Here is a 13,493-nt window from a genome sequence, read left to right on the forward strand (position 1 = left end):
GAGCACCCAGCGCGGCCGCAGCCGGAGCACGGATGATGGGTGCCATGGCGGCTACCCAGACCGAGGCCCGGCTTCTCGTCGTCGAGGACGATCCCAACATCCTCGAACTGCTCTCCGCGAGCCTGCGCTTCGCGGGCTTCGACGTGGCCACCGCGACCAGCGGCAGCGCCGCCCTCAACGCCGCCAAGGACCACCGGCCCGACCTGGTGGTGCTCGACGTGATGCTGCCCGACCTGGACGGCTTCGAGGTCATCCGGATGCTGCGCGAGGGCGGTACGCGTACCCCTGTGGTGTTCCTGACCGCGCGCGACGCCACCGACGACAAGATCCGCGGGCTCACCCTGGGCGGCGACGACTACGTCACCAAGCCGTTCAGCCTGGAGGAGCTGACCGCCCGGATCCGGGCCGTGCTGCGACGTACCGCGACCGGTGAGCAGGCACCGTCCCGCCTCACGTTCGCCGACCTGGAGCTGGACGAGGAGACGCACGAGGTGCACCGGGCCGGCCAGCGGGTGCAGCTGTCACCGACCGAGTTCAAGCTGCTGCGCTACCTGATGCTCAACGCCAACCGGGTGCTCAGCAAGGCGCAGATCCTCGACCACGTCTGGAACTACGACTTCCGCGGTGACGACAACATCGTCGAGTCCTACATCTCCTACCTGCGGCGCAAGGTCGACAACACCCAGCCCCGGCTGATCCACACGCTCAGGGGAGTGGGATACGTGCTACGCAAGCCGGCGGCGTGAACGTCGTCCACGACGCGAAGGGCAGGCTGCGCAGCGTCCCGCTCCGGCTGAAGCTCGTCGCCGCGGTCCTCGCGCTCGTGGCCGTGGCGCTCGTCGTGATCAGCGGCCTGACGGCGTTCCTGCTGCGTAACTATCTGATCGGGCAGGCGGACGACCAGCTCCGCGGCGGCGCGCTCACGGTGGCCAACACGCTCGACAAGGCCGGCGGCGGCCCAATCAAGATCACCATTCCGTCGGACTACGTGGCGTCCGTCATGGCGCCCGGCGAGTTGCCGGAGGAGCCGACGCGCTACGAGGCTCTGCGCGACGAGGAACTGCCCCGGTTCCCCGCCGACTACGCCGGCTACCGGGAGCGGGTGGGCGAACCGTTCACGGTGCGCTCCGAGGACAGTCGCAGCCGGTGGCGGATGCTCTACACCGCCCTGCCCGACGGGCGGATCATCGCGCTCGGCCAGCACCTCACCGGCGTCGACTCCGCCGTCCGGCAGCTGGTCTGGATAGACCTGCTGGTCGGTGGCGCGGTGCTGATCTCGCTGGCGTCGGTGGGCGCCGGCATCGTCCGTACCAGCCTGAAGCCGCTGGTGGAGATAGAGCGTACGGCGGCGGCCATCGCCGGGGGCGACCTGACCCGGCGGGTGCCCGACCCGGAGGAGGGGCGGGCGTGCCCGACCTCGGAGCTGGGCCGCCTGTCCCGGGCGCTGAACGCGATGCTGGCGCAGATCGAGGCCGCGTTCACCGCGCGGGCCGCCTCCGAGGCGGCGGCGCGCAGCGCCGAGATGGGCGCCCGGGACGCCGCCGCGTACGCGCAGGCGTCGGAGGCGCGGGCCCGCCGGTCCGAGGAGCGGATGCGGCAGTTCATCGCCGACGCCTCGCACGAACTGCGCACGCCGCTGACCACCATCAGGGGCTTCGCCGAGCTGTACCGGCAGGGCGCGGCGCGGGCGCCGGAGCAGACCGCCGACCTGCTGCGCCGCATCGAGGACGAGGCGTCCCGGATGGGGCTGCTGGTGGAGGACCTGCTGCTGCTGGCGCGGATGGACCGGGAACGGCCCATCGCGTTGAGCCCGGTCGAGCTGCCGGTGCTGGCGTCCGACGCGGTGGAGGCGGCCCGGGTGGTCGACCCGGACCGGCGGATCGAACTGGAACGGGAGCCGGGCGCCGGCCCGCTGGTGGTGCTCGGCGACGACGCCCGGCTGCGCCAGGTGATCGGCAACCTGATGACGAACGCGCTCACCCACACCCCGCCGGAGGCCTCGGTGACGCTGCGGCTGCGGGCGGAGGCGGGCAACCTCGCCGTGGTGGAGGTGGCGGACACCGGCCCCGGGCTCACGCCGGTGCAGGCCGAGCGGGTCTTCGAGCGGTTCTACCGGGTGGACGCCGCGCGTACCCGCCGGGCCGGCGGGCCGATCAGCACCGGCCTCGGCCTGGCCATCGTGGCCGCGCTCGTCGCCGCGCACCACGGCACGGTCGAGGTGGCGGAGACGCCGGGTGGCGGTGCGACGTTCCGGGTGAAGCTGCCGCTGTTGCCCGAGGCGCCCGAGCCGGGCGAGTGACATTCAGAAAACTTCCAGGCGGATTCCAGGCTGGTGACAGTGCTAAGGGGAAAGCTGGTGACATGACCGACCACGAGACCGATCCGCAGCGGTCGCCGGCCCCCGCCGACGCCGAGCCGTCGCACCACACCGCCGAGCTGCCCCGCGTCGAGAGCGGGACGTCGGACTCCTCCACCACCCCGGCCGCGGCGTCGGTTCCGGCCGACTCCCCGGCCGCCGGAACCGGCACGCCCGCCGGGCCGTACCCGCCGCAGCCGGCGACGCCGTACCCGGCTTCAGGGCAGCCGCAGCAGCCCCACCCCTGGTACGGGCAGCAGCAGCAGCATCAGCAGCAGGGCGGCTGGAACCAGCAGGCCGCCACGGGTTACCCGTCCGCGCAGCACGGTGGGCCGGTGCCGTCGTACCAGGCGCAGCCGTACCAGACGCAGCAGGGGTACGGGTCGTACCAGCCCGGGCAGCCGATGCCGCAGTGGGGCCCGCAGCAGCCGGCACGCCCCAGCCGGGCCGGGAAGTTCGTCGGCGCGGGCGCGCTGGCACTGGTCCTGATGCTCGGCTCCGGCGTGGCCGGTGGCGCGCTCGCCCTCGCGTTCGACGAGGGCGGCCCCACCCGCACCTACTCCGCCGCGCCGGTGATCAACAGCGCCGACCTGCCCAAGATCGCGGCCTCCGTCCAGGACAGCATCGTCACGATCATGACGAACAGCGGTGAGGGCTCCGGGGTGATCCTCAGCGCCGACGGGTACGTGCTCACCAACAACCACGTCGTCGCCGGCGCCGGTGGCGACAGCGTGCGGGTGGTCTTCGCCGACGGCAGGAGCGCCTCCGCGAAGATCGTCGGCACCGACCCGAAGACCGACCTCGCCGTGGTCCAGGCCGGCGGCGTGAGCAACCTGAAGGCGGCCAAGTTCGGCGACAGCGACGCCATGCAGGTCGGTGACCAGGTGCTCGCCCTGGGCAGCCCGCTCGGCCTCCAGGGCTCGGTCACCGCCGGCATCCTCAGCGCCCGCGACCGCACCATCCAGGCGGGGGAGGGCGGCCAGCAGAACCCGCAGCAGGGCGCCAGCTCGATCTCCGGCCTGCTCCAGACCGACGCCCCGATCAACCCGGGCAACTCCGGCGGCGCGCTCGTCAACACCCGGGGCGAGGTGATCGGCATCAACACCGCCATCGCGACCGCCGGGCAGGGCAGCACCGGAAACATCGGCGTCGGCTTCGCCATCCCGAGCAACAAGGCCAAGGACGTGGCCGAGAAGCTCCAGCGCGGCGAGAAGATCAGCCACCCCTCGCTCGGGGTGAGCGTGAACGGCGCCGAGGACGGCGGGGCGCTGGTCGTCGCCGTCACGCCCGGCAGCCCCGCCGAGAAGGCCGGGCTCCAGCGCGGCGACGTGATCACCAAGTTCGGCGACAAGGTGATCAACGACTCGAACGACCTGGTCGGCGCCGTGCAGGCCGGCAAGGTCGGTGACCGGGTCGAGGTGCAGTACAAGCGAAACGGATCCACCGAGAAAGCAACCGTGACGCTCGCCGAGACGTCATAGTCCCGAGGACCTGCCTCCCTCCCGGGCGGGGGGGGGGGGGGGGGGGGGGGGGGGGGGGGGGGGGGGCCCCCCCCGGGGGGGGGGGGGGCGGCGGGTGACGGAGCCAAGGGGGTTGGCTCCGTCACCCGCCGGGGGCGGGGGGGGGGGGGGGGCCCCCCCCCCCCCCCCGCCCCTCCTCGTTTCTCACCCGGTGCGGGTGAGCGCGCCTCACCCGTACCGGCGGCAGGCTCGGGGCATGACCACCACGTCGGCCGTGCGTACCGACCAGGAGATCCAGCGCGACGTCCTCGCCGAACTGGACTGGGACGCGCAGACCCGGGCCACCGAGGTCGGCGTGACGGTCTCGCGGGGCGTCGTCACCCTCACCGGGCAGGTGGACAGCTACGCCCGGCGGTGGGCCGTCGAGCGCTGCGCCCACCGGGTACGCGGCGTACGGGCGGTCGCCAGTGACCTGGCGGTCGACCTGCCCGCCACGGACCTGCGTACCGACGCCGACATCGCGATCGCGGCGAGCCGGGCGCTGGAGTGGGACAGTTTCGTGCCCGCCGAGCGGCTGGACGTCACGGTGGCCGACGGCTGGGTGATGCTCCGCGGCGAGGTCGAGTTCGGCTTCCAGCGCCGTACCGCCGAACGGGAACTGCGCCGGCTGCGCGGCGTACGCGGGGTGACGAACCTGGTCGAGGTGCGGCCACCGACCCCGCCGAGCGACGAGCAGAAGCGGCTCGACCTGCGCCGCCTGCTGCTGCGGCGTACCGGGACCGAGGGGGTCGACGCCCGGGTCGACGGGGACACGGTGGTGCTCGACGGCGTCGTGAGCGCGTGGTGGCAGCGGGAGGACGCGGAACGGGCCGCCTGGGCGCTGCCCGGCGTACGGGAGGTGCACGTCGGGATCGTGGTGTCCGGCTGACCGGCTGTCGTTTACCGCGGGCCGGGTCGGGAAACCCGCGCCCAGCGGGGTACGCGGGGGACCGAACGGGAGGACTCGTGGCCGTGAACCAGCAGCCCTCGGAGCGCGGGTGGGCCGGTCCGTTGCGGATCGCCATGGTGGTGCCGCCGTGGCTGACCGTGCCGCCGCCGGGCTACGGCGGGCTGGAGACGGTGGTGGCGGGGCTCGTCGACGCGCTCGTGGACCGGGGGCACCGCGTCACGCTGTTCGGCGCCGGGACCGAGCACGGCACCGCCGCCGACTTCGTCTCCACCTGCGACGACCTCCAGTACGAGCGGATGGGCGAGTCGCTGCCCGAACTGGCGCACCTGGCCCACGTGGACCGCCTGGTCGACCCGGCCGGCTTCGACCTGATCCACGACCACACCATGATCGGCCCGATGGTGGCTGGCCGTCGCCGGGTGCCCACCGTGGCCACCGTGCACGGCAACCCGGTCGGCGAGTACGGCACGGTGCTCGGCAACACCGACCGCGGGGTGGGGCTGGTCGCGATCTCACACGCCCAGCGCCGGGCGAACCCGGGGCTGCCCTGGGCCGGCACCGTGCACAACGCGATGCCGCTGCGGGACATCCCGCGCAAGCGCAGCCCGGGCGCGGGCCCGGTGCTCTGGCTGGCCCGGTTCAGTCCGGACAAGGGCCCGGACGTGGCGATCGCGGCCTGCCGGGCGGCCGGGCTGCCGCTCACGCTCGCGGGCAAGTGCAACGAACCGGCCGAGCGCCACTACCTGGAGCAGGTGGTCCGGCCGCTGCTCGGCGACGACGTGACCCCCGTGGTGAACGCCGACCGGCCGACAGTGCTGCGGCTGCTGCTGGAGGCCCGCTGTCTGATCATGCCGATCCAGTGGGCGGAGCCGTTCGGCATGGTGATGGTGGAGGCGATGGCGACGGGTACGCCGGTGGTGGCGCTGGGCCGGGGCGCGGTGCCGGAGCTGGTCCGTGACGGTGTCACGGGTTTCGTCTGCGACCACCCGGGCGAGCTGCCGGCGGCGTTGCGGGCGGCGGCGGACCTGGACCCGGCGGACTGCGTGGCGCACGTGGCGGAGAACTTCTCGGTGGAGCGGATGGCCGCCGGCTACGAGGCGGTCTACCGGGGCTTCCTGGCCGCGCGGGCGCCCGCAGGGGCAGCCCGGGCGGTGGCGCCCGCCGTCGCCGACTGAACCGTCAGGCGGCGCCAGACCGTGGCCGGCTGACCCCCGTCAGGTCTGCCCGGCCACGAGTTCCGCCGCGGCGGCGTCGAGTCGCCGCGCGTACCCAGGGCTGATGCTGCCCTCGCGGCGGCGCTCGTCGATCTTGCCGCGGAGCCGGTCCACGGCGGCGGTCACCTCGCTCTCGCCGTTCGCGGCGACCGCGTTGCGCAGCAGGTTCCGCAGGTCCACCCCGACGTCCTCGCGGATCTGGCCCTCGGTCAGCCCGGCCTCGATCAGCCCGTCCACCCGTTCGGCGGCGTCGGCCTGGCCGGCGGCCGGCGGGCGGGCGCCACCGGTCGACGGCAGAGTCGTCGGCGCGGCCGGCGCAGTGGTGGCCGGCGCCTCGGTCACCGGCGGTCCGGCGGCCGGCGGCTGTACCGGCCCGGCGGTCGGCAGCACCCGGGGACCGGCGGACCGGTCCGGTGTCAGCGCGGGCGCCAGCAGCGCCGCCGCGGCGACCACTGTCACGCCGGCGGCCGCCAGCATGAGGTTCCGGCGCCGGCCCGGCGCGGCGGCCGGAACCGGCTGCGCGGCGGGAACCTGCCCCGGCTCCGGGACCGGCCGCGCGGCGGGGACCGGGACCGGCTGCGCCGCCGGGTCGGCCGGCGGCGGGGACGTCAGCGCGGGCAGCGTCACGGTCGGCGCCAGCATGGTGGCCGCCTGCGGGTCGGCGGGCAGCATCTGGTCGCGCAGCACGGCGGCGACCCGGTGCGCGGTGGGCCGGCGACGCGGGTCGCGGGCCAGGCAGCGCAGGCAGATCTCAGCGACCGGGCCGGGCAGTCCCGGTACGTCGTCCAGTGTGGGCTCCGGACTGTCCGCGAGCGCCGCGCTCAGCTGCTCCCAGGTCTCCGCCGGGTACGGCGGCTGCCCGGTCAGCGTCTCGAACAGCAGCACGCCGAGCGAGTACACGTCGGTGGCCGGCTGGGCGGGCGCGCCGTCGAGCCGTTCCGGGGCCACGTACGCCGGGGTGCCGAACGTACCGCCGTCCTCGTCGTCGTCCGGCGTGCCGATCCGGGTGGCGATGCCGAAGTCGAGCACCTTCGCGCCGGTGCCGGTCATCATCACGTTGGCCGGGGTCACGTCGCGGTGCACGATGCCGAGCCGGTGCGCCGCGGCCAGCGCCTCGGCCACCTGCGCGCCGGTCTCCACCGCCGCCGGCCAGGGCAGCGGCCCCTGGGTCAGCAGGTGTTCCAGCTCCTCGCCGCTGAGCAGCTCCATCACCACGAACGAGGTGATCGAGCCGTCCGGGGCCACCGTCTCGCCGTAGTCGTGCACGGCGGTGACGTGCGGATGGTCGAGCTGGGCGGCCGAGCGGGCCTCCTCGCGCACCATGTCGCGGAACCGCGCGTCGGCGGCGAGCGAGGGGGCGAGCACCTTAACCGCCACCACCCGGTCGAGCACCTCGTCGCGGGCACGCCAGATCACCGACATGCCACCGGCGCCGATCCGGTCGATGAGCCGGTACCGCCGGGCCAGCAGACGGCCGGCCTGGAGTGTCGCCATCAGCTCGCACCTGCCTGGGCTCGGGAGCGCTATCAGGTTGCGGGAATGTGTCTGACCTGTCAACAGTCGTCCCGTTGACGATCGCGCTGGGTCATGACCCGGGCGGTGTCGCGTGACGCTCCCACCTCGGCCGGGGCGGCCGCCGGGCCGGGTGTGGGCCGCGTGCCAGGATGAACGGCATGGCAGCAGGTCCGGTGGCGTTCGTGCTCGGCGGCGGGGGAGTGCTCGGCGCGGTCGAGGTGGGCATGCTGCGTGCCCTGTTCCGCGCCCGGATCAAACCCGATCTGGTGCTGGGCACGTCGATCGGCGCGGTCAACGGCGCCCTGGTCGCCGCCGACCCGACCGAGGCGGTCACCGACCGGCTGGTCCGCCTCTGGGCGTCGCCCGAGGCCAGTGAGGTGTACGGCGACTCGGTCGCCCGGCAGCTGCGCCGGTTCGCCGCCCGTACCCACCTGCACTCGCCCCGCCCGCTGTACCGCCTGCTGGAGAGCACGCTGGGCGAGGGGACCACGTTCGCCGACCTGGCCGTGCCGTTCCGCTGCTGCGCCGCGAACATCGAGCGCGCCGCCGAGCACTGGTTCCACACCGGACCGCTGGTGCCGGCGGTGCTCGCGTCCGCCTCGGTGCCGGGACTGCTGCCCCCGACCCAGATCGACGGCCAGCACTACATCGACGGCGGGGTGGTCAACTCGATCCCGGTCGGCGAGGCGGTGATGCTCGGCGCGAAGCAGATCTTCGTGCTCCAGGTGGGCCGGATCGAACGCGAGCTGAGCCCGCCGCGCCGCCCCTGGGAGATCGCCCAGGTGGCGTTCGAGATCGCCCGCCGGCACCGGTTCGCGCGGGAGATGGCGGCACTGCCCGAGGACGTCGAGGTGCATGTGCTGCCCACCGGCGGGCTGGAGCCGCGCGACGACAGCCCGTGGGCGTATCGGGACACGGCGGCGGTGGGACGGCGGATCAGCCGGGCGTACACTGCCTCCCGCCGATACCTGGACACCGCGCTGGAGCGCTGAATGCCGCTGCCACCCCGCTGGCTGCGCCGGCTGGTGCTCGCTCCTGGAGTGGTGCTGCTGGCCTTCTTCGTGGTGACCACGCTGCCCGGCTGGGCGCTGCTGGCGCTCGCCGCGTCCCCGCTGGTGCCGGGACGGCTGCGCCCGCTGCGGCTGCTCTGGATCGGCACCGTCTACCTGGTCTGGGACGCCGCCGCGCTGCTCGCCCTGTTCCTGCTCTGGCTCGCCTCGGGCTTCGGCGCGTACAAGCGCGCGCCGGCCTTCCAGCGGGCCCACTACGTCCTGGCCGGCTGGTTCCTGCGGATCATGTTCTGGCAGGCCCGGTGGACGCTGCGGCTGAGCATCGACATGGTCGGCACCGACCCGGACACCGCCCTGCCGGGCCGCCCCGAACTGGTGGTCTGCCGGCACGCCGGGCCCGGCGACTCGTTCATCCTGATCCACGCGCTGGTGAACTGGTTCAACCGGGAACCCCGGATCGTGCTCAAGGAGACCCTCCAGTGGGATCCGGCCATCGACGTGCTGCTGAACCGGCTGCCCAACCGGTTCATCGCGGCCGGGCCGGACGGGCGGGAGTCGGTGGTGCGGCAGATCGGGCACCTGGCCACCGGCCTGGACGACGACGACGCCTTCGTGATCTTCCCGGAGGGCGGCAACTTCACCCCGTCGCGGCGGCTGCGCGCGATCGACCGGCTGCGGTCGCTCGGGCTGGAACGGATGGCGCGGCGGGCCGAACGGATGCGGCACGTGCTCGCCCCGCAGCCGGGCGGGCTGCTCGCCGCGCTCGACGCCGCGCCGGACGCCGGGGTGATCTTCGTGGCGCACACCGGCCTGGACCAGATGCTCACTGTCGGGGACGTGTGGCGCGAGCTGCCGATGGACAAGCGGATCGTGATGCGGTTCTGGTCGGTGCCGCCGGAGGAGATCCCGGCCGGCGAGCAGGAACGCATCGACTGGCTGTTCGACTGGTGGGCCCGCATCGACACCTGGATCGCCGCCAACCACAGCGGCGCGGCCGACGCCTGAGCGGAATCGCCGCGTGTGTTCAGCGCGCCGGCAGCTACGCCGCGTAGGGTGCGCTGGTGGATCAGATCTGCGTGGTGACGACTGTGGTGGACGCCCGCGGGGTCGCGGACGTGCTGGCGGCCGCGGCCGTCGCCGGCCGGCTGGCGGCCTGCGCCCAGGTCGGCGGCCCGGTGGACAGCACCTACTGGTGGCAGTCGGCGATCCAGACCACCGCCGAGTGGCAGGTGCGGTTCAAGACCGCGCCGGACCGGGTGGACGCCCTGGTCGACCAGCTCCGCGCCAACCACCCGTACGAGGTGCCGGAGATCCTGGTCAGCCGGGAGGACAGCGGCAACCCCGGCTACACCGCCTGGGTACACGAGCAGACCCGGCCCTAGGTACTCCTACTCTGTCCGCCCGCCCCGCCGCTGACGAAGCTGGCGAGGTGGAGAACACCGGCTACCCCTGCCCCGGTTGCGGCGCCCCGGCCGACCTCGTCGCCGGATGCCGCGCCTGCGGCCGTCCGCCCTACCCGCCGGCCGCCGAGGTGGTCCGGCTGGACCGGGAGATCACCGAGCTGGTGCCGCGAGTCGAGGCGGCCCGGCTCGCGTACCAGGATCTGTCCGGCCGGCTGGTCACGGCCCGGCAGCGGCGGGCGGCGCTGGCCGCCCGGATCCGCCAGGAGATCCCCGCGCCGCGCGCCGCCGGTCCCGCGCCGCTCCCGGCGCTGATGCCGCCGCGTCCGGTTCCACCCACCCCCGCGGTACGCCCCGGCGGCGCCGAGACCTCCACCCGCGCGGTCCAGGGTGTGCTGTTCGTCCTCGGTGGACTGCTGCTCGGCACCGCCGCCGTGGTGTTCACCGCCGTCGCGTGGGCCACGTTCGGGGTGGCCGGCCGGGCGCTGATCCTGCTCGCCGTCACCGCGCTGGCCCTGGTCGCGCCGCTCGTCGCCCGGGCGCGCGGGCTGCGCGGCACCGCCGAGACGCTCGCCTCGGTGGCGCTGCTCCTGGTGGTCCTGGACGGGTACGCCGCCTGGTCGGTGGACCTGTTCGGGGTGACCGGCCTGCCGGGCAGCCGGTACGCGGCGCTGGTGACGGCGATCGGTGCGGCGGTGGCGGCCGGGTACGCCCTGGTCAGCCGCCTCACCGCGCCCTGGTTCGCGGCGTGGCTGCTCGCGCAGCCGGTGCTGCCGCTGGCCGCGGCCGCGTTCCGGCCCACCGCCGCCGGCTGGGCGCTGGTGCTGACCGCCGTGGCGCTCGGCGACCTGGCGGTGGTGGTCGCGTTGCGCCGCCGTACCTCCGGCACGCGCGCGGCGCTGGTGGCCGGGCGGGTGCTGGGCTGGACCGGGCACGGCGTGGCTCTGGTCCTGGCGGCCGGCTGCGCGCTGGTGCCGCTGGCGCTCGGCCGCGCGGCGGGCACCCCGCTGCTGGCCGGCGGCCCGCTGCTGGTGGTGGCGCTGGCAGTGGTCGCCGGCGCGCTCGCCGCCGGTGGCCGCCCCTGGCGCGCGACGACCGCCGGGCTGCTGGTGCCCGTGCTCGCGGTCGCGCTGGTCCGGCCGGTCGGCGAGCTGCGTCCCGGTCTGCTGCTGCTCGCCGCCGGCCTGGTGGTGGCGGCGCTCGCCGGTGCGGTCCGGGCGCTGCCGGCGTCGATCCGGACCGGCCCGCTCGTGGGCGCGCTCGCGGTGGCCGCCGCGCTGGGCCAGGTCGCGGTCGTGCTCACCGGCCTGGTCGGCGCGGCCACCGCGAGTGCCGGCTTCCCGGTCTGGCAGGGCGGCCGGGACGTGCCGGTTCCGTCCTGGGGCTGGCAGCTTCCGGTGGCTCTGCTGCTGACCGCCGGGGCGGTCGCGCTGCTGACGCCCCGGGCCGTCCGGCCGCTCGCCGGCGTGGCCGCCGCCGGGCTGGTCGCCCTCGCGGTGCCGGCCGTGACGGCGACGCCGTGGCCGCTGGTGCTTGTCGTGGACCTCGCGACGGCCACCGCGCTGCTGCTGGCGGCGGTCGCCCGGCCGCGCGGGGGACGGGTCGTCGTGCCGGTCACCGCGTCGGCCGGGGCGGTGCTGCTCGGGCACGCGCTGCTGGTCGGCTGTGCCGCCCCGGCCGGTGCCGTCGCCGTACTCGCCGTCACGGCGGTGCTCGGCGCGGCGCTCGCCACGCTGGGCCGGCGTGGACAGGGCGCGCAGCCGGTCGTCGGCGGCGTCGCGCTCGCGGTGGCGCTGCTCGCCGTACCGGCGGGCGTGGCGGTCGCGCTGCTCGGCCTCGGCGCGCCGGCCTGGTGGCAGCTGCGCGGCGCGACCGCCGCCGTCGTGGTGCCGGTCGTCGTCGTCCTCGCCGTCCGTCGCCTGTGGGCCGACCTGAGCGGGTACGCCTCGACGGGGCTCGCCGTGGCGCTCGCCGGGGCCGGCCTCGGGCCGCTCGTCGCGCCGGGCGGGGAACCGGTGGCGCTGTACGCCGCGGTGGGGGTGCTGCTGGCGCTCGCCGCCGGGGCCGGCTCCCGGCCGGCGGTCGCGCTGCGCGCCGTGGGTGCCGCGCTGGCCGTCCTGGCGCTGCTCGCAGTCGCACCGGCGGTGCTGACGGTGCTGGTGGACCTGCCGGTGCGGCCGTGGTCCGGGGTGCCCGCCGTCGCGGCGGCGTCCGCCGGGACCGCCCGTGCCGGGCTGGTGCTGCTGCTCCTGGGCGCCGCCGCCGGGGCGTACGCCGCGACGGATCGCCGCGTCGCGTGGTGGCTCGCCGCGCTGCCGTCCGGCGCGGTGGCGCTGCCGGTGCTGGCGGCGGCCGCCGGTGCGCCGTGGCCGGTGGGGCCGGCTGTGGCGTTCGGCGTCGGGTTGGGCGCGCTGCTGGTCGCCGCGCTCACCGGTGCGCGGCCGGCGGTGCTCGTGCCACTGGGCGCGGTGCTGGCCGTACCCGGGTTCGGTGGCCTGCTCGCCACCCGGGCCGGGACGCTCGCCGCACTCGGGGCGCTGGTGGTGGCCGGTGCCGTCACCGGGGCGGCCGGGCGGCCGGCGGTGATCCGGATCGCGGGGTGGCTGGGCGCCGTCACGGCGGCGACCGGGTTCGCTGTCACCGCGTCGCTCGCGGCCGGGCTGCCGCTGCGTACCGCGGCGTTCGCCGCCCTGGCCGTCGCGGCGGTGACACTGCACGCGGCGCCGCTGCTGCGCGCCGGCAGGTCCGGTGGGCCGGACGCGGCAGCGGCCGTGTCGGGTGTCGGGCCGGGCGTCGCGGGGCGGGCCGTGCCGGCTGTCGGGCCGGGCGCGGCCGGTCCGGGCCGCCCGGCGGGCGTCCCGGGCGGCGTCGAGCCGGCCGGTAAGTGGGCGCTGGAGGCGGCGGCGCAGGCCGTGGCGTTGCTCGCGCTGCTGCTCACCGGCGGCTCGCTGCGGTACGCGGCGGCGGTCTGCGTGCTGTGGGGCGTGGCCGTCGCGGTCCGGGTGCCGCGCCGGGGCGAGTCGCCGGCCGGGCGTCGCGTGCTGGCGGCGGTGGCCGCGGGCAGCGAGCTGGTCGGCGGCTGGCTGCTGCTGGCCGCGGGCGGGGTGGTCGTGCTGGAGGCGTACACGCTGCCGGCGGCGGCGCTCGCCCTGGCCGCCGGGCTGCTGGCGCTGCGGCGCCGGCCCGGGCTCACGAGCTGGCTTGCGCTCGGTCCGGGACTCGGCGCGGCGTTCCTGCCGAGTCTCGTGTCGGTGCTGGTCTCCGGTGAGCCGCAGCCGTGGCGGCGGCTGGCGCTCGGCGCGGCGGCGCTCGCCGTCGTGCTCGGCGGGGCGGCCCGGCGCTGGCAGGCGCCGGTGGTGCTGGGCGCGGCCACGCTGGTGCCGCTGGCGCTGCACGAGCTGGCCCGGGGCTGGGATCTGCTGCCCCGCTGGATCTTCCTGGGCCTCGGCGGGCTGCTGCTGATCGGGCTGGCCGCCACCTACGAGCGGCGCCGGCGCGACCTGGTCCGGCTGCGCGACGCCGTCGCCCGGCTCGGCTGACGTGCCACGGATTCTGCGGTGTGACGGAGATCGTTTGCGCCGCTCCGGCC

General features: G+C 75.9%; 10 protein-coding genes. 9 read left to right on the top strand and 1 reads right to left on the bottom strand.

What is annotated here, in order from left to right; genetic code table 11:
* The first annotated feature begins 44 nt into the window (after positions 1 to 44).
* From ABIH81_RS13175 to ABIH81_RS13195, 5 genes are all read left to right on the top strand, one after another.
* Positions 45 to 746 carry a response regulator transcription factor gene (locus ABIH81_RS13175; protein WP_030271847.1) on the top strand — a complete coding sequence of 234 codons (702 nt, stop codon included), beginning with the start codon at positions 45 to 47 and terminating at the stop codon, positions 744 to 746.
* Entirely contained in the window at positions 743 to 2,299 is a 1,557-nt protein-coding gene (locus tag ABIH81_RS13180) for an ATP-binding protein (protein WP_349880512.1), read from the top strand. Before ABIH81_RS13175 ends, ABIH81_RS13180 begins: the two co-directional genes overlap by 4 nt.
* A 62-nt stretch (positions 2,300 to 2,361) precedes the next feature.
* Positions 2,362 to 3,837 carry a trypsin-like peptidase domain-containing protein gene (locus ABIH81_RS13185; protein WP_349880513.1) on the top strand — a complete coding sequence of 492 codons (1,476 nt, stop codon included), beginning with the start codon at positions 2,362 to 2,364 and terminating at the stop codon, positions 3,835 to 3,837.
* Positions 3,838 to 4,072: 235 nt separating this feature from the next.
* The gene (locus ABIH81_RS13190) at positions 4,073 to 4,744 is read left to right on the top strand and encodes a BON domain-containing protein (protein ID WP_349880515.1); all 672 of its coding nucleotides are present in this window, start codon (positions 4,073 to 4,075) and stop codon (positions 4,742 to 4,744) included.
* 134 nt (positions 4,745 to 4,878) lie between these two features.
* Entirely contained in the window at positions 4,879 to 5,940 is a 1,062-nt protein-coding gene (locus ABIH81_RS13195) for a glycosyltransferase family 4 protein (protein WP_349881090.1), read from the top strand.
* 39 nt (positions 5,941 to 5,979) lie between these two features.
* Here ABIH81_RS13195 and ABIH81_RS13200 read toward each other — a convergent pair whose 3' ends face one another.
* Positions 5,980 to 7,473, bottom strand: coding sequence for a serine/threonine-protein kinase (locus tag ABIH81_RS13200; protein WP_349880516.1), 1,494 nt, complete (start codon positions 7,471 to 7,473; stop codon positions 5,980 to 5,982).
* Between the two features lie 179 nt (positions 7,474 to 7,652).
* Here ABIH81_RS13200 and ABIH81_RS13205 point away from each other — a divergent pair, with 179 nt between their 5' ends.
* The 4 genes from ABIH81_RS13205 to ABIH81_RS13220 are packed head-to-tail and all read left to right on the top strand — an operon-like array spanning position 7,653 to position 13,443.
* Positions 7,653 to 8,486, top strand: coding sequence for a patatin-like phospholipase family protein (locus tag ABIH81_RS13205; protein WP_349880517.1), 834 nt, complete (start codon positions 7,653 to 7,655; stop codon positions 8,484 to 8,486).
* Positions 8,487 to 9,509 (top strand): 1-acyl-sn-glycerol-3-phosphate acyltransferase, encoded by a 1,023-nt coding sequence (locus ABIH81_RS13210; RefSeq protein WP_349880518.1) that lies wholly within the window; start codon positions 8,487 to 8,489, stop codon positions 9,507 to 9,509.
* A gap of 56 nt (positions 9,510 to 9,565) precedes the next feature.
* Positions 9,566 to 9,886, top strand: coding sequence for a divalent-cation tolerance protein CutA (gene cutA, locus ABIH81_RS13215; RefSeq protein ID WP_013288324.1), 321 nt, complete (start codon positions 9,566 to 9,568; stop codon positions 9,884 to 9,886).
* 47 nt (positions 9,887 to 9,933) lie between these two features.
* Positions 9,934 to 13,443, top strand: coding sequence for a hypothetical protein (locus ABIH81_RS13220; RefSeq protein WP_349880519.1), 3,510 nt, complete (start codon positions 9,934 to 9,936; stop codon positions 13,441 to 13,443).
* Positions 13,444 to 13,493 lie beyond the last annotated feature (50 nt).

This window comes from Micromonospora sp. HUAS YX12 (assembly GCF_040215685.1).
Lineage (GTDB): Bacteria > Actinomycetota > Actinomycetes > Mycobacteriales > Micromonosporaceae > Micromonospora > Micromonospora tulbaghiae.

Excerpts from the sequence above, each read along its gene's own strand:
- ABIH81_RS13175 (WP_030271847.1), top strand. The coding sequence starts at position 45 with ATGGCGGCTACCCAGACCGAGGCCCGGCTTCTCGTCGTCGAGGACGAT.
- ABIH81_RS13185 (WP_349880513.1), top strand. The coding sequence starts at position 2,362 with ATGACCGACCACGAGACCGATCCGCAGCGGTCGCCGGCCCCCGCCGAC.
- ABIH81_RS13190 (WP_349880515.1), top strand. The coding sequence starts at position 4,073 with ATGACCACCACGTCGGCCGTGCGTACCGACCAGGAGATCCAGCGCGAC.
- ABIH81_RS13195 (WP_349881090.1), top strand. The coding sequence starts at position 4,879 with ATGGTGGTGCCGCCGTGGCTGACCGTGCCGCCGCCGGGCTACGGCGGG.
- ABIH81_RS13200 (WP_349880516.1), bottom strand. The coding sequence starts at position 7,473 with ATGGCGACACTCCAGGCCGGCCGTCTGCTGGCCCGGCGGTACCGGCTC.
- ABIH81_RS13205 (WP_349880517.1), top strand. The coding sequence starts at position 7,653 with ATGGCAGCAGGTCCGGTGGCGTTCGTGCTCGGCGGCGGGGGAGTGCTC.
- ABIH81_RS13210 (WP_349880518.1), top strand. The coding sequence starts at position 8,487 with ATGCCGCTGCCACCCCGCTGGCTGCGCCGGCTGGTGCTCGCTCCTGGA.